Annotated in this window: 17 protein-coding genes; 10 read left to right on the top strand and 7 right to left on the bottom strand. The window is 68.9% G+C overall.

Annotation, left to right across the window (positions count from 1 at the left end; all coding sequences use genetic code 11):
• Positions 1 to 48: 48 nt before the first annotated feature.
• Positions 49 to 855, top strand: a complete 807-nt coding sequence (locus tag EBL84_RS13200) for a WYL domain-containing protein (protein WP_123141241.1) — start codon at positions 49 to 51, stop codon at positions 853 to 855.
• A gap of 109 nt (positions 856 to 964) precedes the next feature.
• Here EBL84_RS13200 and EBL84_RS13195 read toward each other — a convergent pair whose 3' ends face one another.
• Complete coding sequence (locus EBL84_RS13195) at positions 965 to 1663, bottom strand: hypothetical protein (RefSeq protein ID WP_123141240.1); 699 nt, start codon at positions 1661 to 1663, stop codon at positions 965 to 967.
• Positions 1664 to 1687: 24 nt separating this feature from the next.
• Positions 1688 to 3301 (bottom strand): DUF2235 domain-containing protein, encoded by a 1614-nt coding sequence (locus tag EBL84_RS13190; protein ID WP_123141239.1) that lies wholly within the window; start codon positions 3299 to 3301, stop codon positions 1688 to 1690.
• A 329-nt stretch (positions 3302 to 3630) separates the two neighbouring features.
• Here EBL84_RS13190 and nfsB point away from each other — a divergent pair, with 329 nt between their 5' ends.
• The 3 genes from nfsB to EBL84_RS13175 all read left to right on the top strand — a co-directional run bounded on the left by nfsB (position 3631) and on the right by EBL84_RS13175 (position 5717).
• Positions 3631 to 4290, top strand: a complete 660-nt coding sequence (gene nfsB, locus EBL84_RS13185) for an oxygen-insensitive NAD(P)H nitroreductase (protein WP_223807015.1) — start codon at positions 3631 to 3633, stop codon at positions 4288 to 4290.
• 327 nt (positions 4291 to 4617) lie between these two features.
• Positions 4618 to 4986, top strand: a complete 369-nt coding sequence (locus EBL84_RS13180; protein WP_123141237.1) for a CidA/LrgA family protein — start codon at positions 4618 to 4620, stop codon at positions 4984 to 4986.
• Positions 4987 to 4991: 5 nt separating this feature from the next.
• A complete protein-coding gene (locus tag EBL84_RS13175) occupies positions 4992 to 5717 on the top strand; it encodes an LrgB family protein (RefSeq protein WP_123141264.1) in 726 nt (241 codons plus the stop codon).
• A 270-nt stretch (positions 5718 to 5987) separates the two neighbouring features.
• On the opposite strand, the gene EBL84_RS13170 is transcribed toward EBL84_RS13175, so the two are convergent.
• The 5 genes from EBL84_RS13170 to EBL84_RS13150 all read right to left on the bottom strand — a co-directional run bounded on the left by EBL84_RS13170 (position 5988) and on the right by EBL84_RS13150 (position 12691).
• On the bottom strand, positions 5988 to 6887 hold the full coding sequence (locus EBL84_RS13170; protein WP_123141236.1) for a PEP-CTERM sorting domain-containing protein: 900 nt from the start codon (positions 6885 to 6887) through the stop codon (positions 5988 to 5990).
• A 224-nt stretch (positions 6888 to 7111) separates the two neighbouring features.
• Positions 7112 to 8503, bottom strand: a complete 1392-nt coding sequence (locus EBL84_RS13165) for a hypothetical protein (protein WP_123141235.1) — start codon at positions 8501 to 8503, stop codon at positions 7112 to 7114.
• Positions 8500 to 9357: an outer membrane lipoprotein-sorting protein gene (locus EBL84_RS13160; RefSeq protein ID WP_123141234.1), complete on the bottom strand. Its 858-nt coding sequence runs from the start codon at positions 9355 to 9357 to the stop codon at positions 8500 to 8502. The genes EBL84_RS13165 and EBL84_RS13160 overlap by 4 nt, the downstream gene beginning before the upstream one ends.
• A 140-nt stretch (positions 9358 to 9497) precedes the next feature.
• The gene (locus EBL84_RS13155) at positions 9498 to 11771 is read right to left on the bottom strand and encodes an RND family transporter (protein WP_123141233.1); all 2274 of its coding nucleotides are present in this window, start codon (positions 11769 to 11771) and stop codon (positions 9498 to 9500) included.
• A 41-nt stretch (positions 11772 to 11812) separates the two neighbouring features.
• Positions 11813 to 12691: a ThiF family adenylyltransferase gene (locus EBL84_RS13150; RefSeq protein WP_123141232.1), complete on the bottom strand. Its 879-nt coding sequence runs from the start codon at positions 12689 to 12691 to the stop codon at positions 11813 to 11815.
• Positions 12692 to 13045: 354 nt separating this feature from the next.
• On the opposite strand from EBL84_RS13150, the gene prsT reads away from it, so the two are divergent.
• The 6 genes from prsT to EBL84_RS13120 all read left to right on the top strand — a co-directional run.
• Positions 13046 to 16813, top strand: coding sequence for an XrtA/PEP-CTERM system TPR-repeat protein PrsT (prsT, locus tag EBL84_RS13145; protein WP_190287968.1), 3768 nt, complete (start codon positions 13046 to 13048; stop codon positions 16811 to 16813).
• A 648-nt stretch (positions 16814 to 17461) separates the two neighbouring features.
• On the top strand, positions 17462 to 21223 hold the full coding sequence (metH, locus tag EBL84_RS13140) for a methionine synthase (protein WP_123141230.1): 3762 nt from the start codon (positions 17462 to 17464) through the stop codon (positions 21221 to 21223).
• Positions 21216 to 21791 (top strand): bifunctional adenosylcobinamide kinase/adenosylcobinamide-phosphate guanylyltransferase, encoded by a 576-nt coding sequence (cobU, locus tag EBL84_RS13135; RefSeq protein WP_123141229.1) that lies wholly within the window; start codon positions 21216 to 21218, stop codon positions 21789 to 21791. Before metH ends, cobU begins: the two co-directional genes overlap by 8 nt.
• A 28-nt stretch (positions 21792 to 21819) precedes the next feature.
• Entirely contained in the window at positions 21820 to 22671 is an 852-nt protein-coding gene (locus EBL84_RS13130; RefSeq protein ID WP_223806157.1) for an ABC transporter substrate-binding protein, read from the top strand.
• Positions 22671 to 23672 carry an iron ABC transporter permease gene (locus EBL84_RS13125; RefSeq protein ID WP_123141227.1) on the top strand — a complete coding sequence of 334 codons (1002 nt, stop codon included), beginning with the start codon at positions 22671 to 22673 and terminating at the stop codon, positions 23670 to 23672. Before EBL84_RS13130 ends, EBL84_RS13125 begins: the two co-directional genes overlap by 1 nt.
• On the top strand, positions 23669 to 24073 hold a 405-nt coding region (locus tag EBL84_RS13120; protein WP_148040301.1), incomplete at its 3' end, for an ABC transporter ATP-binding protein. The genes EBL84_RS13125 and EBL84_RS13120, both read left to right, overlap by 4 nt.

Raw genomic sequence — 24073 nt, 5'->3', positions numbered from 1 at the left:
CTTTGAGTGTAAGCAAAAGCATCAACCATAAGCAATGCATTGCCTGACATGAAACATGACATCATTAGGCGCTTCGCTTTCATCGAGACCCGCCTTTTATGGGGCGGCGGGTTCACCGCCAAAGAGCTTGCCCAGGAGTTCGGTATCGCTCGCCAGAATGCCCAAGGCACGATCCAGGCCTATCAACGAGAGCATCCGGGGCAGATGCGCCATGATCGACGCCTGCGTCGTCAGGTCGCGACAGAGAGCTTCGAGGCGGTCTACATTCGCGACGATGTCGCGCGATTTCTCGACTATCAGCGTGCCGTCCATCACCTCGGTTATTTCTATGAGGAGCGGGACTGGAGTGATCTGCCCTTTCAGGATGCCGACATGCTGGTCCGTCCCCTCTATGCCCCTGGCGCGCTGCGTGTCGTGCTCGAGGCGCTCCGACAGGAAAGGGCCGTGGAGATCGGCTACTGGTCGAAAAGCAGGACGCGTTCCCGCCTGATCTCACCGCATCACCTGGTGTTCGCCGACGGTCGTTATCACTTCCGGGCGTATTGCCACGACTCATCCAGGTTTCTCGATTTCGTCCTGAGCCGAGTGATGGAGGCCGCTCCAAGCGATGAGCGGGGGATGTCGAGCGAAGAGGATCATGATTGGCATTGTCAGCAAGAGCTGACCTTCGAGATCAACCCCGATTTGCCGCAGGCCGCTCAGGAAGCGCTCAGGCTGGACTTTCTTCCCGTGAACGGCGAGCTGTTGCGTGTTCCTGGCGTGCGCGTGGCGCTGCAGCACTATGTGCGGAGGCGTCTTTGCCGCAACGATTGGCGCTTCGGTGTGCCCCGGTGGGTCGAGGTCGATACGAGTTGAGTGCTGCGCGGCGTTGGACCGGTATGGCGCCGCGGTGGCGGGCGATGGGGGGCGAGACCCGCGACGACCCGGTCGGGTTGCCGTCGATCTCGCGGGCAGGGAGGGTTTTTCAGTCGAAGGGCAAGGTCAGTCGGTCGTCGATCTCGCAGGCGCCTTGCTCGCAGCCGGGGTTGGCGGTGCCGCCGCCGTCCGGGTAGTGCACGAGCGTGACCGAGAGGTGGCGCCAGTCGGTGCCGATCCGCCATTGCCTGCCCGGACCCGGCAGGGTCTGACGGCCCGGGATCAGGGTTCGACCGCGGGTTGCGGCGATGGCCGAGGTGATCGTCCGACCCCGGGTGTCGACCGGCGCGAACTCGACATGGGCGCTGCCGGCTCGGGCGTCCGCCGTCGTCGGGACGCAGAGGGTGACCGACTCGACGGCGAGCAGGTCGCCTGGCTTGGCTGCCAGCGGCTGATCGGCCTCGACCAGCCTGGTGCTGTGGTTGACCGCGACCAGCAGGGCCTCGATGGCGATGGCCGGCGGTATGTCTCCGGGGCCGCTCGTCGCTCGACACTCGACGGCCTGGGGCGCTGCTGTCGCAGCGGGTGTGCTGTCGGATGGGTGCTCCGGGTGCACCGGCGGATACAGCAGCAATCCGCTCAGGGTCAGCGCGGTGCCGATCAGCAAGGCAGCTCGCTGGCGGGCGCGGGAGAGTTCGAGCAAGCGCCCGATCCTGCCGGTCAGGGCGAGCAGCAGCAGGAGCAACCCGGCGAGGACGAGCCAGGATGCGGGATGACCGATCAGCAGCGGTGAGATGTCGAGTGTCATGTCGCGGGCTTCCCGAGCAGGGGGTCAGCTCAGCCGGCTGATCCTCAGCCGAATCTGCCCCGCGTTGTTGTCGTAATGATCCGGCGCATCATTGGCGTAGCACAGCAGCATGCCGCTTGCCGGTGGCTGGAAGCGTTCGGCCGGATGCGCGCCGAGGCGGAAGTGGTGGCGGGCGCCGCTGTCCTCTCGGATCTCGCCGACCAGCTCGAACCAGTTCGCCTCGGGGTGCTGGCGCTGGTTCTCGAACAGATGGATCACCGGGCGGAGCAGGCGGCGCAGGCCGCGCAGATCCTGTCGGTCCCAGCCGTCGGCCGAGCAGGGTGGCAGCTCGCCGTCCTGCCAGACCTGGGTCGGACTGAGTGCGAAGGTGTAGGTTGCGCCGGCCTCGAGATGGAGCCGCCAGGGCTGGTCGGCGAGATCGCGGGTGCGGGCGGCGACCTCGATCTCGACCTCCTGCCCAGGGGCGAGGTGACCGTCGGCCGGTAGTTCGGTGAGCGGGTTGGGATGGTCCTCAGCCCAGCGATCAAGGGTCGCGGCGAAGGGGGCGAGTGGCTGCGGTCGCCACCAGGCGCAGTCGCGCCAGCGCTGGCCGACGCTGGTATGGAGGTCCACCTGCTGATGCGGGGCGTGGGCATGGAGCTGGGGACGTGTCTCGCGCTGCAGGCGCGCCGGGTCGCGTTCGCCCGCGGTGTAGGGGAAGGGGATGTCGTCGTCGACGAAGATGCAGGGATCCTCGGGGGCCAGACCCTCGAGGACCGGTTCATGGTGCTTGAAGTGACGGCTGACATCGACCTCGATGTGCCGGGTGTCGCTCTCCAGACCGAGATCGCCGGCCTGCTCGAGCATCCAGCGCAGGGTGATGCTCGAGAGTCCGCGCTTGACGAAGCTGCCGCCACCGATGCAGCCGTGGTCGCCGGGAAACCAGGTCTCGCGCACCTGGGTGCGGGTCGGGTCATCGGCATCGGCGAGGGTGACCATGAATTGAGCGCGGGCCTCGTCGATCGCGACGGCATGGGCGACCTGCTCGACGTGCGCGCCGATGCGGTTGTTGTGGAAGCGGTAGCGGCGGTTGAGCGCACGGTCGAGGGTCAGTCCGGGGATGACGTCGGGGAAGCCGAGGCTGCCGACCGTGTCCCAGCAACCGAGCAGACGGATCGGTGCAGGTTGCGGGTTGTGACGGTCGCGAAACGCGCTATAACGGGCGACCTCGTCGCTGTCTGCGTCGGGGTCGCGATAGAACTCGTAGGCCTCGCGGATATAGCGCAGCTGATGACGCTGCAGCAGGCCGGCGGCGCCGATCAGTCCGGCGAGGCTGCGCACCGTATAGGCGCCGCGGCTGAAGCCGAACAGATAGATCTCGTCATCGGGCTGGTGGTTGAGCACCAGGAAGCGGTAGGCGTCCATGATGTTCTTGTCGATCCCGCGCCCGAAGGCGCCGCCGATGATGGCGGTGAACTCGCGGCTGAGCGCGCCGATGCCGCCCTCGGCGCCGACACCCTCGTCGTAATAGACGACCTGTTCGGTCGTGCTGTCGTCGCATTGTGTCCGTATCGCCTGGGCGAGCTGGACGACATTGGTGGGGTAGTCGGATTCGAGATGTTGCCAGGTGCCGTCGCAGCAGACGATGAGCCGTTTCATGCGTGGGTCCTCGTGTACCTGCAGTTGTGTTGCTGACGCTGACGACTGAAAGCATAGGCTTGCAGGGGTTTTGTGTACACGAAAAGGTTTCTTTGCTCGCGCCCATCACCCGATGTCCTCGCGCCACCTGCCCGAGGGCGACGTGCAGCAACCGCCGCCGCGCCCTATCGCCTCGCGCTTGCTGGATCTGGTAGCCTGCCGACCGGACCGGTCCCGCCCGCCCCCAGGTCGGGGACGCCCTATTTGAGTGGCACACGCGCTCGGCGCCCGCCGGAGCCTTGTGTCTGTGACTGATCTTCCCGAGGAGGCACGCCCTGATCGCGTGCTCGATGCCGATGAACATTGCCCATTACGCCCAGACCCGTCATGCCACCAAGGCCTTCGATCCCGAGCGTCGGATCCCCGAGGCCGAGATCGAGACGCTGCGCGCGCTGTTGCGCAATGCCCCCTCGTCGGTCAACGCCCAGCCGTGGCACTTCGTCATCGCCGCCACCGAGTCCGGCAAGGCGCGGGTGAGCATGTCCACCGAGGCCGGCCACACCTACAACACGCCGAAGATCGTCGATGCCTCGCACGTGGTCGTCCTCTGCGCACGCACCGAGATCGATGACGACTATCTCGAACACCTGCTGGCACAGGAGCGCGCCGATGGTCGCTTCCCGACCGAGGAGGCCGAGGCGCGTCAGCGGGCCACCCGGGGGTTCTATGTCGGACTGCATCGCGATGAGCTGGGCGATCTCGATCAGTGGGCCGAGAAGCAGGTCTATCTGGCGCTGGGTTCGCTCCTGCTCGGCGCGGCGACCCTGGGCATCGATGCCTGCCCGATCGAGGGTTTCAATCGCGAGGTACTCGATGTCGAGCTGGGGCTGCGCGAGCGTGGGCTGAGTGCCGTGGTGCTGGTCGCGCTCGGCTATCGCGCCGAGACCGACTTCAACGCAGTACTGCCGAAATCGCGACTTCAGGAACAGGATGTGTTCAGTGATTTGTGAATTCAAGACGGATTGATCGTAAGGTTTTGTTTTTTATCGTCGTAAATTAATTCGACGTAAACTTTTAGTGTTCTGTTTTGGGCCGATTGACAAGGCGCTCAGCGCCGCTGAATCGCGGCTTACTCAACATTTTCAGCCTTTACGTGTGCGAATTTTGTCTCGAACTCGGCTTTGCTTGCCGTGAGGTCAGTTTTAATAGGGGTGTCAATCATCTCGACGTTTACATTCCGTGTTTTCTGTCTTTGCCCGCTTCGTCAACCATTCCGTCGCGCCACTCGCGTGATGCCGATCGTTTTCAACCTTCCATGAACGCGAGTCCTTATCGAGATGATTGAGGCCCTGACCCTGATCCTGACCTGTCAGCTGCTGGGCGAGAGTCTCGTCCTGCTGTTCGGGTGGCCGCTTCCCGGGCCGGTGCTGGGGATGCTGTTGCTGTTCCTGCTGCTGGTGGTGCGCGGCGGGCTCGCCGCGCGCGTTGCCGAGACCGCCGACGGGTTGCTCGCGCATCTGCCGCTGCTGTTCATCCCCGCCGGAGTCGGGGTGATGGTCCACTGGGAGCTGCTCTATGCCCACTGGCAGGCGCTGGGCGCGGCGCTGTTGTTCGGTACCCTGATCGCCCTGGTGGCGACGGCGCTGGCCATGCAGGGCACGCTGTGGGTGGTGCGCCGAGTACGGGCGGCGAGGGCGCGGTCGTGACCGAGATGCCGCTCGAGACGCTATGGGTCTATCTCGCCGCGCGGCCGCTGTTCTGGCTGACCCTCACCCTGCTGGTGTGGCTCGGTGCGCGCAGGCTCCAGGCCTGGTGCGGGGGGCTGGCGCTGCTCAATCCGGTGGTGCTGAGCATCGCGACCCTGATCGGGCTGCTGGTGCTCACCGACACGCCTTATGCGCAGTACTTCGACGGTGCCCAGTTCATCCACTTCCTGCTCGGTCCGGCGACCGTGGCGCTGGCCATCCCGCTCTATCGGCTGCGCGCCGAGCTACACGTGCTGGCGCTGCCGATCACGGTTGCCCTGGTGGTCGGGGCGGTGGTGGCGGTCGTCAGTGCGGTGGGGCTGGCGGCGGCCCTCGGCGCGGATCGCGCGGTGCTGCTCTCGCTCGCGCCCAAGTCGGTGACCACGCCGGTGGCGATGGGGATCGCCGAGAAGCTCGGCGGCATCCCGGCGCTGACCGCCGCCCTGGTGGTGCTCACCGGCCTGGTCGGGGCGCTGTTCGGGGTCGGGGTGCTGCGCCGTCTGGGGATCCGCGATCCGGCGGTGATCGGGGTGGCCCTGGGCACCGCCGCGCACGGCATCGGGACCGCCCGGGCCTTCCAGCTCGGTCATCGCGAGGGCGCGATGGCGGGTCTGGCGATGGGACTCTCGGCGGTGCTCACCGCGCTGCTGCTGCCGTTGCTGCCGCGCGGCTTGGCGCTGCTCGGGATGTAGGGGGGATCAGCCATCAGCGACCAGCGATCAGCCACCAGTGAGGGGAGGTGGTTTGTCTCGTCGTCGCGCAGCTGATGGCAGGCCGACACCGAAGACGGGTCGCGTTCTTCGCGCCTCTGGCAGCTTTGCGGTTGCGGGGCATTGGGCGCAGGCATCGAGTATAGACGCCCACTGGCGGCTGGCGGCTGGCGGCTGGCGGCCCTTCCCCAAACGCCGACGGCGGCCCGGAGGCCGCCGTCGGATCATGCGAGCTGACGAGAGGTCAGCGGATCAGGCGTGCTTGCGGCGGCGGCTGCCGGCGAAGCCGATGCCGAGCAGACCGGCGCCGAGCAGGCCGAGGGTGGCCGGCTCGGGGATGCTGCCGGTGACTGAGCCGTCGAGCTTGGCCTGGCGGACGGCGGCCGGACCGCTGGGGCCGGCGACGAGCAGCAGCTCGCTGGGGGCCGGGATCGGCGGATCGACGTTGGTGTCGAGTTTCAGCGTCGGGGTGCCGCCGGCGCTGAGCTTGTCGAAGGCATCGACGAAGACGCCGTTGTCGTCCTGGATGAACAGGAAGTCATCCACGACGAAGGTGATGTCGAAGAACAGGTCGAGGTTGGCACCGCTGAGCACCGAGCCGGTGAGCTCGCCGGTCAGCACCAGACGGTCATTGGTGTCGTCGTTGAGGTCGTTGAAATAGACGTCGAAGGTGCCGCTGGTATAGGTCGGACCGCCGGCGCCGAGGTCACCGTAGAAGGTGTACTCGACCTGCAGGTCCCAGGTCTGCAGGAAGCCTTCGTTGTCGGTCGCGAGCGGCGGTACCAGCGGGCTCAGGGCGTCGATGTCGCACTGGCCGAGCGGGCAGTTCGGCATGACCAGATCGACGGTGGAGACGCCGTCGAGCGCGGTCCCGGAGGTCGGGATGCCGTAGCTGGCGAGCGTGGCGGGGTCGTTGGTGTCGAAGAAGGACCCGGCCACCGAGCCGTCGGTGAAGTCGTAGATCGAGGTCGCGAGCAGCTGGTTGTAGCCGAACTCGTCGAAGGTCCCGGTCATGGTGTTCGCGTCCGGCGCGCCGATGAAGCGGGTGGTGTCGTAGCTGTTGTCCGGGAGATTGAGATACATCAGGCCGGCGCTGGCGACATTGGCGGTCAGTGCGGTCGCTGCGGCCAGCGAGATCGTCAAGGTCTTCATGGTTTCACTCCTGCGAGGTTGAGCTGTATGCGCGCTGTCGGGGCGTCGTCGGCAGCTTCCTTTGCCGGAGTCACGCGGCCCTCACTGGAGTTGTATGCAGATGTTGGGCCAGGTTTTTTTGTTATTATTTTTCAATTACTTGAGAATTTTGCTTGGGTTTATGCAGGCATGTGAGGGGCGGGTTGTAAAGTCTGCCGACACTCCTGTGCAGGGCGTTTCGGGGGTCAGTAACGCACCCGCCAGCCGGTGGCGATGAGGGTGTCGTCGGCATAGAAGTCGCCGAAGGTGCCGTCCTCGCCGTCGAAGTAGTGCGCCCCGAGATAGAACTCGTGGGGCTCGCGGGCGATATAGGCGATCTCGGGGTTGAGATAGAGGTCGTGGCGGTTGAGTCCGGCGGCGAAACGCAGCCGACCGCGCCAGCGACCCTGGCCCCACTCGCTCTCGAGCTGGCCGTTGAGGCTCAGGGTGTCGACCCAGTCGATCACCGGCGGCGCGTCGAGCAGGTGCCGCCCGGCCAGCTGCAGGTTGATGCGGGTGTCGGCGTCGCCCGGATAGAACTCGATGCCGGCCACCCAGTCGAGCCCGGCGACGGTGTCGAGACGCAGGTCGCGGGTGGTCACCGGGACATCGCTGAGCCAGGCGGCCTCGAGCCGCAGCGTGGCGCCGCCGACCACCACCCCGAGGTCTCCGCCGAGGATGGTGGTGTAGGGGTGACGCCCGAGGAAGGTCGGGCGCTCGCCGCCGGCGGCGAGCGCGCTGGCGACATCGGCGCCGTCGAGCAGCGCACGCCGCACCGCCGGGTCGAGTTCGTAGTAGGGCAGTGAGTGACGGGTGTGCTGCACGGTGAGTGCGTAGTCGAGACCGCTGAGGCTGTGGCTGAAGCGCAGACCGGCGCCGGCGCCGCCGGGGCGATCGTCGCCCGTGCTGGCGCCGCGCACCAGGGCCGCGAGCAGTGGATCGGAGCGGATCCCCAGCAGCCGCCCCTGGTCACGGTCGACCGGGTACCAGACGCTGTCGTCGTCGGGCAGCTCGGCGGGACGGAATGCCGGGATCACCACCAGGTCGAGCTTGTGATCGGTGCCGAACTCCTCCCAGCGCAGCAGCGGCACGGCGCGGCGGCGGTCGTCGAGTTCATCGATGGCGAAGCGGCTGATGTCCTGCACCGAGAGCCGGTCGGTCGGCGGGATCTCGTCGACCCGCCCCCAGAGCACGGTCTGGGCGCCGAGGGTGACGCGTCGCTGCGGGTTGCGGTAGCGCAGATAGCTCTCGTCGTAATCGAGCGCGAGCGCGCGCAAGCGGTCGGCGCCGGACTGGGCGTCGCCATCGAGGCGTAGTGCCGCGCGCAGCTCCCAGGCCGGCGCCGGGCGCCACGCGGCGGCGACCACCCCGGTGAAGTGGGCGCCGGTGGCCGCGCGCGCCTCGCCCTCGGTGAAGGCGCCGAACTCGGTCCACAGTCGGTCGATGCCGAGTTCCAACGTGTGTCGCTCGATCGGCGCCGTCGGCTCGGGCAGCACCGCTGCCGGCGTCTCGGGCGTGCCGATGATCAGCACCTCCTGCGCCTGGATGGGGGCTGCGGCGAGCGCGAGCAGCAGCGGTGCGAGGGCGCGTGCGCTCATGGCCGGAACCTGGACTCGAATACCGGGTCCTCGAGCGCGCGGCGCGAGAACAGCACCGGGTCGAGTCCGCGGTCATAGCGGGTGAGGGTGCTGGTCATCCGCGTCTGGTGGCCGCTGTCGAGATCGGTCATGAGGCTGTCGGTCACCGTCCAGTAGCCCTGGATGCGCTCGAGTCGGCGGGCGGTGAAGCGCTTGAAGGGCTGGTTCTGGCCGGGACGGAAGAAGTCGATACGCAGCGCCACCAGCGCCTCGGGGTGGATCCAGCTCAGCCGCTTGCCGTAGACCGAGTTGCCCGGATCGACCGGGGTGCTCTCGAGCACCTCGGTGCGCACCCCCTCGTAGGTCTCCTGGCGCAGCCAGCGGTGTTCGTCGAGGGCGACGCGGCGATCGCGCAGGTCCTCGTAGAACAGGTCCGAGCCGACGAAGCGCCCGCCCTGGCGGGCGGCGGGGATGCGTCTGGGCTTGCCGAGCGCGGGCAGATAGACCCACTGGTCGCTCTCGCCGGCGGCATGGTCGATGGTCAGCAGCCCGGTGTCGGCGATGTCGCCCGGCGCGGTGAAGCGGATCAGGGTGGAGACCTCGCCGCCCCCCTGGTCGCGACGGTAGATGAACATCTCGCGGGTGCGCGGGGCGTGGCCGCGCTCCTGCAGCACCATGGTGCCGCTGGTGGTGAGGTCGCGCCCGTCGGGGCGGTCGTAGACCTGCTGGGCGAGGCGCTCCCCCTTGGGATCGGCGTGCACCGGGGTGAGCAGGGCGCAGGCGAGCAGCAGCGCGAGCGCCGTTGTCCAGTGATGCGTTCGTGGCGGCGTGAGCCGTCGTGACGTCCGCTGGGGGCGGGGCGATGGCGTCGACATGGGCTTCCTCGCTTCAGGCTCGGTGGCGCGGCGGTCCGCAAGGCCCGGCGCGGCGCTTGGGGGGTTCAGTGGGGCGCGTTGGCGGTGCTCGCGCATCCGGTTCGCGCCCCACTGACATTGCGCCAAAGTCTGGTGCGATTTCACCGACCTGTCCAGTCCGCTCGCGCGCGCCGCGCGCGCGCTCGTCCGACGGCCATCAGCAACGCCGGGAAGAGCAGCAGATCGAAGATCAGCGCGGTGAGCAGGCCGACGGCGGTGAGCAGGCCGAACTCGCGCGTCGGCACGAACGCCGAGCTGCCGAGCAGCAGGAACTGGCCGCACAGGATCAGCGTGGTGGCGACCACCGCACGACCGCTGTGCTGATAGGCACGGGCCAGCGCCCAGACCCGCGAGCCGTGCGCGGCGAGGTTGCGACGGTAAGCGTGGAAGAGATGGATGGTGTCGTCGATGGCGATGCCGGCGGTGACGCTGGCGATCATCGCGGTGGCCATGTCGAGCCAGATCCCGAGCACCCCCATGGCGATGAAGATCAGCAGGATCGGCGCGATGTTCGGCACCATGCACAGTGCGGCGTCGCCGGGGCGGCGCCACATCGCCAGCATGAACAGCGAGATCAGCACCACGGCGGCGGCCAGTCCGCGGATCTGGCCGTCGATGAGCAGCCGCTCCTGATCGGCGAACAGCCTGCCGAACCCGGCCACCTGCACCTCCATGCCCTGCAGGTCGAGTTCCGCGAGCCGCGTCTCGACCCGCGCGATGAAGGCGTTGATCGCGCGCGCGCCACGGATGTCGAGATTGAGCGTCAGCCGGGTGCGCGCGAACTCGCGATCGACCAGCTCGTAGAGGTCGGTGCCGTCGTAGATGAAGAGATACTGGGCGATCAGCCGGGGATCGCGGGGCAGGGTGCGGTAGTCGGCCCGTTCGTCGTGGAAGCCCCAGTGCATCTCCTCGATCAGGTCGACCATCGACAGGGTATGGCCGACCTCGGGCTGGTCCTCGAGCCATCCTTGCACGGTGTCGATCAGCGCCAGGCGCTCGGGGCGCTTGAGCGCGTCGCGCGCGCCGGCGTCGAACACCAGCTCCAGGGTGGTGGTGCCGATCAGGCGCTCCTGGATGCGGGTGTTGGCCTGGGTGATGGGGTGCGCCGGGGTGAAGAAGCGCAGCATGTCGGTCTCGGTATGGATGCGCCAGATCTGCGGTACCCCCAACGCCAGTACCAGGGCGGTGACGGCGAGCACCCAACCGGCGTGACGCATGCCGAGATGGCGCAGCCGTCCGACCGCGTGGTCGAGCGGTCGCAGTGTCCGGCGGGTTTGCCACTCGCCACGGTCCCAGCGCGCGAAGATCGGCGGCACCAACCCGATCACGATCGCGCACTGTGCGAGCATCCCCGCTGCTGCGACCAGCCCGAAGGCGGCGATCGGCTGGATCGGGCTGAAACCGAGCGAGGCCAGCCCGGCGGCGGTGGTCAAGGCGGTGAACAGGGTGGGGCGGGCGACCCGGCGTCGCGCCCAGTCGATGCGCGCGCTCCCGGCGAGTCCGTGACGCGATGCCTGGGCCAGGGCGTTGAGCCAATGGATCAGCGAGGCGATGGTCAGCGCCGACATCAGCGGCGGCAGGAGGGCCGAGACCAGGGTGTAGGGCTTGCCGGCGAGCACCAGCAGGGCGACGGTGAGGTTGACCACCACCGCGATCACCAGGGCGCTGACCGCCACCGCCAGCACCCGCCTGAACATCAGCCAGATGATCAGCAGGCCGAACCCCATGGTTGCCGGTACGAAGATCAGGGTGTCGTGGATCATCGCGCGCAGCTGCGCGACGTCGAGCGCCACCTGTCCGGCGATGGCCGTCAGCCGTCCCTCCAGTCCGGCCGCGGCGATGGCCGCGCGGGTGTCCTGTTCGAGCGCGAGACGCTGCAGGCTGTCGCTGAGTTCGAGCGGGCGCACGATCAGCGCCATGGCCCGGCCGTCGTCGGCGACCAGGTAGGAGGCGGCGAGGCGATCGTCGAGCACCCGTTGGCGGCGCTCGGCGGGGGTGAGTGCGGCGGCGATCTCGGCATCGAGCAGTGGCTCGACGACGAAGCCCTCGGCGGTGCCGCTGATGTGGTCGACACCGGCCACCGCCAGCACCCGCTCGACCCTGGGGTTGCGCTCGATGTCCTCGATCAGCCCGAAGAAGGGCTGGAGGAAGGCGTCGCTGAACAGGTCATCGCCCTCGAACAGGGCGATCAGCACCTGATCCGGGGGGAAGTCCGCGCGCAGCGCCGACTCGAAGCGTACCGCCGGGGCGTCACCCGGGAAGTAGGCCTCGGGGGCGTTGTCGAGATGGAGTCTGGGTAACAGGGCGCCCGAGAGCGCGCCGAGCAACAGCAGCAGCGCGAGTGCGAGCGCCCCGGGGAGGCGTGGGACTGTCATGCCAGGGTCCTTGTCCTTGGTCGAGGGTGATTGTCCGGCGCTCAGCTCGTCTCGCGCATGCGCTTGAGCTGGTGTCTGGCGATCGCCAGACCGATGCGCTGCAGCGGGTTGCGATTGCCGCCGGGACGCCAGGTGACGCTGAGCTTGTTGCGATAGGCGTCGAAGTGCAATGCCCGCGGTGCGGCGATCACCCGGCCACGCCCGGTGAGCAGCTTGAGGACCTGGGTCGCGGCGATCCCGGCGCAGAGCTCGCAGGCCATCGGCGTCGAGGGGCCGAGGTGTTGGTCGAAGTCGACCGCCTCGGGTGCGACCAGATAGCTGCGCTGGAGCATCGCCGGCGACAGCCCGAGGAGGAAGCGGATCAGCTGCTCGTCCTCGCTCCTGCCCTCGAGCTGGAAGTAGTCCTCGAAGCCCATCCCGCCCGGCACGAACACCAGCACCGCAGCGCCCATGCCGAGCGGCGCGGCGGTGACCGCCGGGATCGATTTGCGCGCGCAGGCGGCGAATACCAGCCGGCGCGCCTCGACGGCGAAGTAGTCGAGCCCGTCGACATAGATGTCGACGTCCTCGAGAAAGGCGTCGACGTTGGCGGCCTTGATCCCGTCGGGGAAGGCCCGGATCTCCAGTTCAGGGTTGACGTCGCGCGCCATCTCCGAGACCACCTCGATCTTGGGGCGGTCGATCGAGCGCAGCGAGGCGCCGGCCTGGCGATTGAAGTTGACCAGACCGAAGGTGTCGAAGTCGGAGATGCTGAAGGCGCCCAGCCCGAGCCGGGTGAGGGTCATCAGGTGACTGCCGCCGACGCCGCCGAGTCCGGCGATGGCTACGCGCCGCTGGCGCAGGTCCTGCTGTTCCTGTCGGGTCAGCCAGCCGATGTTGCGGCTGAACGCGGTCTCGAAGTCGAATCTGTGTAAGGGCATGACGATCTCGGATATGGTGACTCAGGGCGCGCGCAGTAGGTTACATGCACACGGTGTTGGCAATGCGCGGCGTCTGAGTTCATTCCCATCACCCGGGGTCGCCACGGTTCACCGCGTCGCCTGGCATCCGGGTGTTGCCGGAAGGCCGAAGCTGTGCGGCGATGGCCGTCGTCGTGGCCGTTGCTCAGCGGAGACGGGGGCGCGTTGAGTTTGCGTCCACGATCCGGCATGATCGCTCGGGCCTTGCGGGGTATCCATCGCGTGTTCTTGTGTCCGTCCACGCACTCGGCAAGGACGGACGACGGGGCGGACGGCTGCTGTCCATCCATTGAATCGGTCGTTGAGGGGAGAACGATGACGAGCTTGACGGTGTTGCGCAAGTGGTGGCTGGTTGCCGTGGTTCTGGCCCCGTTGGGGGGCGGCTGCGAGGCCGGGCGCTCGACCGGCGATCCCGGCGAGCTGATGAGCGAAGGCCAGAGTGCGCTCGCCGAGGGTGAGTGGCGCGCCGCCGTCATCGCCTTCAAGAACCTGTTGCAGGCCGAGCCGCAGAACGCCGAGGCGCGGGTGTTGCTGGGGCGCGCCTTCCTGAGGCTGGGGGACGCGGTCGCCGCCGAGCAGGAGTTCGAGCGCGCGCAGCGCCTCGGTGCCGAGCCGTTGGCGCTGCAGCCCTGGCTGGCGCGGGCCTGGCTGATCCAGGGCGAGCTGGCGCGCCTCGATGCGCTTTCCGTCCCTGAGCAAGCCAGCGATGCGCTGCGTGCTGAAATCTTGGCCATCAAGTCGGAAGCCGCCTTGCGAGAGGGTGACGGCGAGCGCGCCGAGCGTGAGGCAGTGGCTGCGCTGCAAGCCGATGATACGTCGTTTCGTGCACAGTTGGCGATGGCCAAAGTCCATTTCAATTCCGCCAGGATGGCCGATGCCCGCGCCTTGGCCGAGCGGGCGGTCGCGGCCGACGATCAGGCGGTTGTCGGCGGCGCATGGGCGCTGCTGGCCGATATCGCGCGGACTGAAGACGACCTTGCCGGCGCCGAGGCGGCTTATGGCAAGGCGATGAAGTCGCCCACCGAGCAGGTCAGGGCGCAACTCGGCCGGACCTATGTGCGCATCCAGGCCGGCAAGTTCGACGAGGCGCAGCAGGATATCGATCGCCTGCGCCGGGTGATCAAGGACAGCGTCCTGGTCGACTATGCCCAGGGCATGCTGCACTACAGCCGGCAGGACTTTTCCGCGGCGATCGAGTCGCTCGATGCCGCCCTCGGTGACAGCCCCGAATTCGGCCCCGCGCTCTATCTCGCCGGCGCCACCCGACTCGCCCTGGGCGAGCCCGAGCTGGCGCTGATCCATCTCCAGCGCGCCGTCTCCGAACGTCCCGATGACCTTGCCGCACGCCGCCTGCTGGCGACTGCGCTGCTCCAGGCCGGCGATGTCGCCGAGGCCGAGGGGCAGGCGCGGCGCATCCTCGAACAGGCCCCCGACGATCTGCCCACCATGGATCTGCTGGCCTCGGCGCTGATGCGTCAGGGCAAGCGCGACGAGGGCATCGGCTATCTGCGCCGGGTCAAGGCCGAGATTCCCGAGTCGGCGACCGTCAGCGCACGCCTCGGTGCGGCGCTGCTCGATCAGGGTGATGCCGTGGAGGGCGTGCGCGCGCTGCAGGACGCACTCGAACAGGCGCCGGACTTCGAGGGCGCGAGCGAGCAACTGATCATCGGGCAGCTGCGCAGCGGTGACCTCGACAGTGCACTCGAGGCCGCGCGCGCCTATCGTGACCGGGCACCCGATTCGGTGCGTGCGCTGGCGCTGCTCGGTGCGGTGCATCTGCGCCGCCAGGAGCCCGAGGCCGCTGCCGAGGTGTTCAACGCCGCGTTGGAGCGCGATCCCGGCAGTCTCGCCGCGCTCAGCGGATTGGCGGTGATCCGTCTCGGTAGCGGTGACATGGATGGTGCGCGCGCCGAACTCGAACGCGGGCTCGAACATCACCCCGACAGCGTGCCGTTGCTGATCGCGTTGGCCAGGATCGCCGTCTCGCAGGACGACCTGGCTGGCGCCGACGATTATCTGCGCCGCGCCCGCGCGGCCGATCCCGAGGCACTCGAGCCGCAGCTCTATCGCGCCGCCTATCAGCTGCGCACCGATGCCCCCGAGCAGGCGCTGCGTACCGCCACCGAGGCGTTGGATGCCTTCCCGGACAATGCCCTGCTGCTCGGCCTGGTGGCCGATGCCGAGCTGGCGTTGCAGCGCTATGGCGATGCCGCCTCGACGCTCGCACGACTCGCCCGCCTGACCCCGCAGGATCCCAGGGTGCTGGTCTCGCTGGCCTCGGCGCGTCTCGGTCTCGGTGATCTCGAGGCCGCCGGCGAGGCGCTGGAGCGGGCGCGGCGGATCGACGAGGGCTTCGTCCCCGCGCTGCGTGGGTTGGCGCGGCTGGCGCTCGCCGAGCGTGATCAGGAGACGGCCCAGCGCTGGCTGCGGGTCCTGGCGTCGCGTCTCGGCGACGATCACCCCGAGGTGCTGCTGATCGCCGGCCGGTTGGCGCAGCTGCAAGGCAATCGCGCCGCTGCGGCGGCGGCCTTCGAGCGCCTGCTCGAGAGTGCCGATGTTGCGCCCGTGCCGGGCGGTGCGCTGTGGGGGGCCGCAGAGCAGCTGGTGCTCGGTCAGCTGCGCGCCGGCGACCCCGACGCTGCGCTGGAAGCGGCCGAAGCGCTGCGCGCGCGTCGCCCCGAAGCGGCGCGAGGTCATGTGCTGGTCGGTCAGGTGCTGCGACGCATGGAGCGTGACGACGAGGCGAGGACCGCTTGGCGGCGCGCGCTCGAACTCGATCCGGCCAATGTCGCGGCGAGCAGCGGCCTGGCCGAGCTGGCGCTCGAGGCCGGTGATCCGGCTGCGGCGCAGAGGCTCTACGAGGCCGCGCACCAGGCCCACCCCGAGGCAATCGCGCCGCTGGTCGGGCTGGCGCAGGTGGCGCTGCAGCGTGACGATCGCGTGGCCACCGAGGCCTATCTCGAGGCCGCAGTGGCGCTCAATCAGAGCGCGCTGCAGCCGCGGCTCTATCTCGCCGCCTTCCATCTGCGTGCCGGTGATCCGGCCCGCGTGCTCGCGGTGCTCGAACCGGTGCGCGCGGATCACCCCGAGGACCTCAACCTGCTCGCACTGAGCGGCGAGGCCGAGCTTGCGCTCAAGCGCTATCAGGCCGCGCGCGACACCCTGCTGCGTCTCACCGAGCTGGTGCCGACGGCCAAGTCCTTCGTCGCGCTCGCCTTCGCCGAGGCCGGGCTGGAGCGCCCGCAACGGATGGCGCGGGCGTTCGAGTCGGCGCTCGCGCTCGACCCCGAGTCGGTGCCGGCGCTCAGTGGTCTGGCGCAGTACGCGATCGTCCAGGGCGAGATCGACGAGGCCGTCGCGCGCATCGCCGCATTGCGCGAGGTCGTCGGTGCCGAGCACCCCGATGTGCTCGCCCTCGAGGGTCGTCTGGCGCTGCGTCAGGGCGAGGTCGAGGAGGCCCAGTCACGCTTTCGTGCGCTGCTCGAGGAGGCGCCCTCGGGGCTCAATCTGCGACGCCTGACCCAGGCGCAGCTGGCCGCAGGCGAGCCCGAGACCGCCGCAGCCGAGATGACCCAATGGCTCGACGGCAACCCGGAGGATATCGAGACCCGCTTCGCGCTCGCCCAGCTCTATCTCGATCAGCTCGACCAGCCCGATGCGGCGACCGAGCAGTTCGAGCAGGTGCTCGAGACCCAGCCCGAGAACCTGATCGCGCTCAACAATCTCGCTTGGCTGCTGCGTGAGCGCGATCCGGCGCGTGCGATCGATCTCGCCCGGCGCGCCCACGGTCTCGCCCCGTCCGTGCCCAGCATCACCGATACCCTGGCGATGGTGCTGCTCGGCGCCGGTGAGATCGAGGAAGCACGCACCCTGATCGACCAGGCGCTCGCCGTCGCGCCGGGCAATGTCACCATGCAGTTCCACAAGGCGCGCATCCTCCACGCCGCTGGCGAGGACGCCAAGGCACGGGTGTTGCTCCAGTCGCTGCTGCGAGGGACCGAGGACTTCGCCGAGCGCGGGCAGGCCGAGGCGTTGTTGCGCCAGCTCGATGGCAGAGTAGATCAGCGCCAGGATGAAGGTTGATCGACAGTGTGCCGATGATGCGCGGCCGGAACACACGCAGGTCTCGATATTGACCGCGCGCTATCGGCCTGTTCCGATGCTGTCCGAACAGCCAAGCGGTGGGTTATTGGAGTCTGCGATGATTGCGTCCAGTCGGCCCCCTTCGGTTGCGGCGAGATGGGGAAATCCTTCATCGATGCACATCATCTGACGCTGCTCGCCGAAGGCGACGCAGATGTGTTCGACAACGTGCGGGCACGCCATCCCAACGGTCACCGTCAACCGTACGGCGGGTGAGCAGGGGCGGGTCTTTTCGGCTGGAGTGATTCCAACGCGGGGCGATGACGGCGCTTGGCCCTTGGATGCGGAACTCGATCCCGTTTTCTGTTATCGTCCGAAACTTGTCTACGAGTGTCCCGGACCCCCAGGGTCTTCACTGACTAGCCCGGTGCCGAACACCTCGCGTGCGGCGCGCCGGTCTCCTCTCGACGGTCTCCGCGCCGAATGGGCCTTCATCCCGGATGCGGATGGAGCGGTCCGCAGGTCCGGGATGGACAGCCACAGAGCGGACGTCTGCGCGGCGTCGTGTACGGGTTCGGTGCGTCTGCCGTGAGCGCCGGGACACGCGACGATCCGGCGCGCGTTGCCACTGAACATCCGCGAGCACCCATGACTGACTCCAATGCCCTCATCCGTGAGCGTCTCGAACGCTCGATCCTGATCCTCGATGGCGCCATGGGCACCATGATCCAGCGTCATGGTCTGTCCGAGGCCGACTATCGTGGCGAGCGCTTCGCCGACTGGTCCTGCGACCTCAAGGGTAACAATGACCTGCTGGTGCTCACCCAGCCCGAGATCATCGTCGGCATCCATCGCGACTATCTCGAGGCCGGCGCCGACATCATCGAGACCAACACCTTCAACGCCACCTCGGTGGCGATGGCCGACTACGGCATGGAGGCGCTCGCCCGCGAGATCAATGTGGAGGCGGCGCGACTGGCCCGCGTCGCCGCCGATGCCTGTTCGACCCCGGAGCGTCCGCGCTTCGTCGCCGGCGTGCTCGGCCCGACCAACCGCACCGCCTCGATCTCGCCCGACGTCAACGATCCGGGCAAGCGCAACATCGACTTCGACACCCTGGTGGCGGCCTATGCCGAGTCCACCCGCGGGTTGATCGAGGGCGGCGCCGACCTGATCCTGATCGAGACCATCTTCGACACCCTCAACGCCAAGGCCGCGGTGTTCGCCGTGCGTCAGGTGTTCGACGAGGACGGGGTGGAGCGCCCGATCATGCTCTCGGGCACCATCACCGACCAGTCCGGGCGCACCCTCACCGGCCAGACCACCGAGGCCTTCTACAACTCGCTGCGTCACGCCGAGCCGCTCTCGATCGGGCTCAACTGCGCGCTCGGTCCGAGCGAGCTGCGTCCCTATGTCGAGGAGCTGTCGCGGATCGCCGACTGCCACGTCTCGGCCCATCCCAACGCCGGGCTGCCCAACGAACTCGGCGGCTACGACCTCGACCCCGAGACCATGGCCGGGCAGGTCTCGGAGTGGGCGCGCAGCGGCTTTCTCAACATCGTCGGCGGTTGCTGCGGCACCACCCCGGATCACATCCGCGCGATCGCCGCGGCGGTCGCCGAGGTCTCGCCGCGACAGTGTCCCGAGATCGCCCCGGCCTGTCGGCTCTCCGGGCTCGAACCGCTCAACATCGGCGCCGATGGGCTGTTCGTCAACGTCGGCGAGCGTACCAACGTCACCGGCTCGGCGCGCTTTCGCCGGCTGATCAAGGAAGAGGACTACGACACCGCGCTCAGCGTCGCGCTCGAACAGGTCGAGAACGGCGCTCAGGTGATCGACGTCAACATGGACGAGGGACTGCTCGACGCGGTTGCGGCGATGCGTCGCTTCCTCAACCTGGTCGCCGCCGAGCCCGAGATCGCCCGGGTGCCGGTGATGGTCGACTCCTCCAAGTGGGAGGTGATCGAGACCGGGCTGAAGTGCGTCCAGGGCAAGCCGATCGTCAACTCGATCTCGCTCAAGGAAGGCGAGGAGAAGTTCCTCCACCAGGCGCGGCTGTGTCGGCGCTACGGCGCGGCGGTGGTGGTGATGGCCTTCGACGAGGTCGGCCAGGCCGATACCCGTGCGCGCAAGGTCGAGATCTGTACCCGCGCCTATCGGCTGCTCACCGAGCGGGTCGGCTTCCCGCCCGAGGACATCATCTTCGACCCCAACATCTTTGCCGTCGCCACCGGCATCGAGGAACACGACAACTACGCCGTCGACTTCATCGAGGCGGTGGCCGAGATCAAGCGCACCCTGCCGCACGCCAAGATCTCCGGGGGCGTGTCCAACGTCTCCTTCTCCTTCCGCGGCAACAACCCGGTGCGCGAGGCGATCCACGCCGTCTTCCTCTATCACGCCATCCGCGCCGGCATGGACATGGGCATCGTCAACGCCGGTCAGCTCGCCATCTACGACGACCTGCCCGAGGCGCTGCGCGAGGCGGTCGAAGACGTCATCCTCAACCGTCGCGCCGACGGCACCGAACGGCTGCTCGACATCGCCCCCGAGTATCAGGCCGGCGGCGGTGGCGGCGAGTCGCGCCAGCAGGATCAGGAGTGGCGTAGCTGGCCGGTGGAGAAGCGCCTGGAGCATGCCCTGGTCAAGGGCATCACCGAGTACATCGACGAGGACACCGAGGCGGCGCGTCAGGCCCTGGGGCGTCCGCTGCACGTCATCGAGGGACCGCTGATGGCGGGCATGAACCATGTCGGCGACCTGTTCGGTGCCGGCAAGATGTTCCTGCCGCAGGTGGTCAAGTCGGCGCGGGTGATGAAGAAGGCGGTGGCCTATCTGTTCCCCTTCCTCGAGGCCGAGCGCGCCGCCTCCGGCGCCGAGGAGCAGCACAACGGTCGCATCCTGATGGCCACCGTCAAGGGCGACGTGCACGACATCGGCAAGAACATCGTCGGCGTGGTGCTGCAGTGCAACAACTACGAGGTGATCGACATCGGCGTCATGGTCCCGGCCGAGACCATCCTCCAGCGCGCCCGCGAGGAGCGGGTCGACATCATCGGGCTGTCCGGGCTGATCACCCCCTCGCTCGACGAGATGGTGCACGTGGCCAAGGAACTGGAGCGTCAGGGCATGAACATGCCGCTGCTGATCGGCGGCGCGACCACCTCCAAGCTCCATACCGCGATCAAGATCGCGCCCCAGCGCGAGGCCCCGGTGATCTATGTCCCCGATGCCTCGCGCGCGGTCGGTGTCGCCTCCAACCTGCTCAGCGAGGGGCAGCGCGCCGGCTATATCGCCGGCATCCGCGAGGAATACGCCAAGGTGCGCGCCGATCGCGAGGGCAAGCGCACGGCGCGCAAGGCGATGCCGATCGATGCGGCGCGCGCCAACCGGGCGGGATTCGACTGGGCGGACTACCAGCCGCCGCGCCCGGCGCTGCTCGATCCCGCGTTCACCGTCCCCGAGGGGCTCGACCTGCGTCTGGAGCGCGTCGGCGACGGGGTGATCGCGGTGATCGAGGACTATCCGCTCGACGACCTGGTCGGCTGCATCGACTGGACGCCCTTCTTCAAGGCCTGGGAGCTGGCCGGCAAGTTCCCGGCGATCCTCGAGGACGAGATCGTCGGCAAGGAGGCGAGCGAGCTCTATGCCGAGGCGCTGCCCTTCCTCGATCAACTGGTGCGCGAGCGTTGGTTGCGCGCGCGCTGCGTGTTCGGCTTCTTCCCCGCCAACGCCTGGGGCGAGGACGACATCGCGCTCTACGCCGACGAGGCGCGCGCCGAGCCGCAGGTGGTGCTCCATCATCTGCGCCAGCAGATGTTGCGCGCCCAGGACGGCACCCAGCCGAATCTCTGTCTGAGCGACTATCTGGCCCCGCACGACTCGGGCCGGGCCGACTATCTCGGCGCCTTCGCGGTCTCCACCGGGCACGGCATCGATGCGCATCTCGAACGCTTCGAGGCCGATCACGACGACTACAGCGCGATCATGCTCAAGGCGCTCGCCGACCGCCTCGCCGAGGCCTTCGCCGAGCGGCTGCACCAGTTGGTGCGCACCCGCTTCTGGGGCTATGCCGCCGACGAGGCCCTCGACAACGATGCGCTGATCGCCGAGCGCTACCGAGGCATCCGCCCGGCGCCGGGCTATGCCGCCTGCCCCGATCACACCGAGAAGGGCACCCTGTGGCAGCTGCTCGAACCCGAGCGGCGCATCGATCTCAGCCTCACCGAGAACTATGCGATGTGGCCGACGGCGGCGGTCTCGGGGTGGTACTTCTCGCACCCCGAGTCGCGCTATTTCGGCATCGGCCGGGTGCAGAAGGATCAGGTCGAGGACTATGCCGTGCGCAAGGGCATGACGCTCGCGGAGGCCGAGCGCTGGCTCTCGCCGGTGCTGGGCTACGATGCCTGAGATGCGTCCCGATCATCGCATCGAGCCGCGTACCGGCGCCATCCTGGTGACCGGTCCGGCGCGCAGCGGCAAGAGCGAGTGGGCCGAGCGTCTGGCGCGTGACTCCGGGTTGACGGTGGTCTATGTCGCCACCGCCGCGCTCGACCCCGAGGACGCCGAGTGGTGCGCGCGCATCGAGGCGCACCGCGTGCGCCGCCCGCCCGAGTGGCTGACCTGCGAGGCGCCGACCGCGCTGGTCGCGGCGCTGGCCGAGCACGACCGCACCGGTCACTGTCTGCTGGTCGACTCGCTCGGCACCTGGGTGGCCAACTGGCTGGAGGCCGCCGAGGCCGAATGGGCGATCGAGGTCGAGCGTCTGCTCGAGCAGCTCGGGCGTACCCGCGCGCCGGTGATCCTGGTCGCCGAGGAGACCGGCTGGGGCGTGATCCCGGCGCACCCGCAGGGTCGGCTGTTTCGCGATCGGCTCGGCGCCCTGACCCGACGGCTGGGGCCGCGCTGCGCGGCGAGCTATCTGGTCAGCGCCGGACATGCGATCGATCTCTCCCGACTCGGTATCCCCATCGACTGATCCGCCGATGTCCAGGTTCGCTTCTCGCATGCGCCACATCTGGGTCTGGTGCCTGCCGCTGGTCGTGCTGTGCTGGCACCCGCCGTTGGCCGCCGCGCCCGCGCCGAGCGTGGCCAGCACCAATCTCTGCGCCGACCTGCTGTTGCTGGCCGTCGCCGATCCCCGACAGATCCGCTCGGTCTCGGTACAGAGCCAGCGGCCCGGCTCGCCGCGCGCGGCGCTCGCCGAGCGTTATCCCGGGAATCGGGGGCGCGTCGAGGAGTTGCTCCATCTCAAGCCCGACATCGCCCTGGTCTACAGCGGCTGGGGCGGGCGGCGCCACGCCGGGCTGCTCGCCGAGCGCGGGGTGCGGTTGATCGAGTTGCCCTATCCGCATGACTGGGACGACAGCCTGGAGACGGCGCGCGCGGTCGCCGCCACGATCGGGCGTGCCGAGGCCGGGGCCGCGCTGGCCGCCGAGGCGCGCCGCCGGATGCGCGCGCTCGCCGGGCGGCTTGCCGGTCGGCGTGCGCTCTATCTGCGCCCGAGCGGCGGCAGTGCCGGGGCCGGGACCTATGTCGACGGACTGATGCGCCATCTCGGGCTGGTCAACCTCGCCGCCGAGGCAGGCCATCGCGGCTGGGGCCGCTTCCCGCTGGAGCGGCTGGTGAGCGATCCGCCGGATCTCTTCCTGCTCGGCTATTTCGATCGCCGCCAGCCGCCGAGCGCCTCGACCTACGCCCGTCACCCGCTGTTTCGCGACCAGCTCGCGCGCATCCCCGCGGTGCGGGTGCCGGGCGATGCCTGGGGCTGCGGCGGGCTGGAGCTGGTCGCGGCGGCCGAGGCCATCGTCGCCGCGGTCGAGGCGCTGCCGCCGTCGAGCGTCGGGGGAGGGCGGTGATGCGCCGGTTGTTCGCGCCCTGGTCGCTGAACCTCGCGCTGCTCGTGGCGCTCGCGCTCGCCAGCCTGCTCTCGCTCGGTCTCGGTGCCGCGCCGCTCACGCCGGGCGAGGTGCTCGCCGGGTTGCTCGGTACCGGCAGCACCGAGCAACGGCTGATCGTGCAGCAGATCCGGCTGCCGCGGGTGGTGCTGGCCTGGCTGGTCGGCGCCGCGTTGGGGGCCAGCGGTGCCGCGTTGCAAGGGTTGCTGCGCAATCCCCTGGCCGAACCCGGGCTGCTGGGGGTCTCGGCGAGCGCCGGACTCGGCGCCGTGCTCACCCTGCATTTCGGTCTCACCGCCATCAGCCTGTGGCTGTTGCCGGGGGCGGCGATGCTGTTCGCGCTGCTCGCCACCCTGGCGCTCTATCTGCTCACCCGGCGCGGCGCCAGCAACCTGACGCTGATCCTCGCCGGGGTGGCGCTCTCGGCGCTCGCCGGGGCGCTGACCTCGCTGGCGCTCAACCTCGCGCCCAATCCGGCGAGCGTGCAGGACATCGTGCTCTGGCTGCTCGGCTCGATCAGCGATCGCAGCTTCGACGACGTGCTGCTGGCACTGCCCTTCGTGGTGCTGGGGCTCATGCTGCTGCTGGCCACCGCGCCGGCGCTGGAGGTGCTCGCACTCGGCGAGGCCGAGGCGGCGAGCCTGGGGGTCGATCTGGCGCGGCTGCGCGGGCTGATCGTGCTCGGCGCGGCGCTGGCGGTGGGCTCGACCGTGGCGGTGAGCGGCACCATCGGTTTCGTCGGTCTGGTGGTGCCGCATCTGCTGCGTCGGCTGGTACACCACCGTCCCGGCGCCTTGCTGGTGCCGAGCGCACTCGGCGGCGCGCTGCTGGTGCTGGTCGCCGACATCGCGCTACGTCTGCTCGACACCCCGCGCGAGCTGATGCTCGGGGTGGTCACCGCGCTGGTCGGCGCGCCCTTCTTCCTGGCGCTGGTGCTGCGCTCGCGCGGGGCGCCGGGATGAGCCTGCTGACGGTCGATGGGCTGGAGGTCCGGATCGGCGCGCGGACGCTGTTGCGCGAGGTCGCGCTCGCCCTCGAGGCCGGCGAGCTGCTCGGGGTGGTCGGTCCCAACGGTTCGGGCAAGAGCACCCTGGTCAAGGCGATCGCCCAACTGCTGCCCCATCGCGGCGAGGTGCGGCTCGCCGGCGAGCCGCTGGCGCGGCTGCCGGCGCGCCAGCGGGCGCGGCGTCTGGCCTATCTCGGTCAGGACGACGGCGTGCGCTGGCCGATCTCGGTGGCCGATCTGGTCGCGCTCGGGCGCCATCCCTGGCAGTCCGGCGGCTGGGGCGGCGCCTCGGCGGCGCGCGCCGCGCGCGATCGCGAGGCCGTCGAGCGCGCGCTCGTCGCCGCCGAGGTCGAGGCG

It is taken from the genome of Marichromatium sp. AB31 (genome assembly GCF_003718685.1).
GTDB lineage: Bacteria > Pseudomonadota > Gammaproteobacteria > Chromatiales > Chromatiaceae > Marichromatium > Marichromatium gracile.
Note: the sequence above shows the minus strand (reverse complement) of the source record. Positions and strands in the feature narration are given on the sequence as shown.

What these genes read in the sequence shown, in the direction of transcription:
- EBL84_RS13180 (WP_123141237.1), top strand. Translation starts at nt 4,618, where the DNA reads ATGATTGAGGCCCTGACCCTGATCCTGACCTGTCAGCTGCTGGGCGAG.
- EBL84_RS13160 (WP_123141234.1), bottom strand. Translation starts at nt 9,357, where the DNA reads ATGTCGACGCCATCGCCCCGCCCCCAGCGGACGTCACGACGGCTCACG.
- EBL84_RS13175 (WP_123141264.1), top strand. Translation starts at nt 4,992, where the DNA reads ATGCCGCTCGAGACGCTATGGGTCTATCTCGCCGCGCGGCCGCTGTTC.
- EBL84_RS13200 (WP_123141241.1), top strand. Translation starts at nt 49, where the DNA reads ATGAAACATGACATCATTAGGCGCTTCGCTTTCATCGAGACCCGCCTT.
- EBL84_RS13170 (WP_123141236.1), bottom strand. Translation starts at nt 6,887, where the DNA reads ATGAAGACCTTGACGATCTCGCTGGCCGCAGCGACCGCACTGACCGCC.
- prsT (WP_190287968.1), top strand. Translation starts at nt 13,046, where the DNA reads ATGACGAGCTTGACGGTGTTGCGCAAGTGGTGGCTGGTTGCCGTGGTT.
- cobU (WP_123141229.1), top strand. Translation starts at nt 21,216, where the DNA reads ATGCCTGAGATGCGTCCCGATCATCGCATCGAGCCGCGTACCGGCGCC.
- metH (WP_123141230.1), top strand. Translation starts at nt 17,462, where the DNA reads ATGACTGACTCCAATGCCCTCATCCGTGAGCGTCTCGAACGCTCGATC.
- nfsB (WP_223807015.1), top strand. Translation starts at nt 3,631, where the DNA reads ATGCCGATGAACATTGCCCATTACGCCCAGACCCGTCATGCCACCAAG.
- EBL84_RS13165 (WP_123141235.1), bottom strand. Translation starts at nt 8,503, where the DNA reads ATGAGCGCACGCGCCCTCGCACCGCTGCTGCTCGCGCTCGCCGCAGCC.
- EBL84_RS13125 (WP_123141227.1), top strand. Translation starts at nt 22,671, where the DNA reads ATGCGCCGGTTGTTCGCGCCCTGGTCGCTGAACCTCGCGCTGCTCGTG.
- EBL84_RS13155 (WP_123141233.1), bottom strand. Translation starts at nt 11,771, where the DNA reads ATGACAGTCCCACGCCTCCCCGGGGCGCTCGCACTCGCGCTGCTGCTG.
- EBL84_RS13195 (WP_123141240.1), bottom strand. Translation starts at nt 1,663, where the DNA reads ATGACACTCGACATCTCACCGCTGCTGATCGGTCATCCCGCATCCTGG.
- EBL84_RS13190 (WP_123141239.1), bottom strand. Translation starts at nt 3,301, where the DNA reads ATGAAACGGCTCATCGTCTGCTGCGACGGCACCTGGCAACATCTCGAA.
- EBL84_RS13130 (WP_223806157.1), top strand. Translation starts at nt 21,820, where the DNA reads ATGCGCCACATCTGGGTCTGGTGCCTGCCGCTGGTCGTGCTGTGCTGG.
- EBL84_RS13150 (WP_123141232.1), bottom strand. Translation starts at nt 12,691, where the DNA reads ATGCCCTTACACAGATTCGACTTCGAGACCGCGTTCAGCCGCAACATC.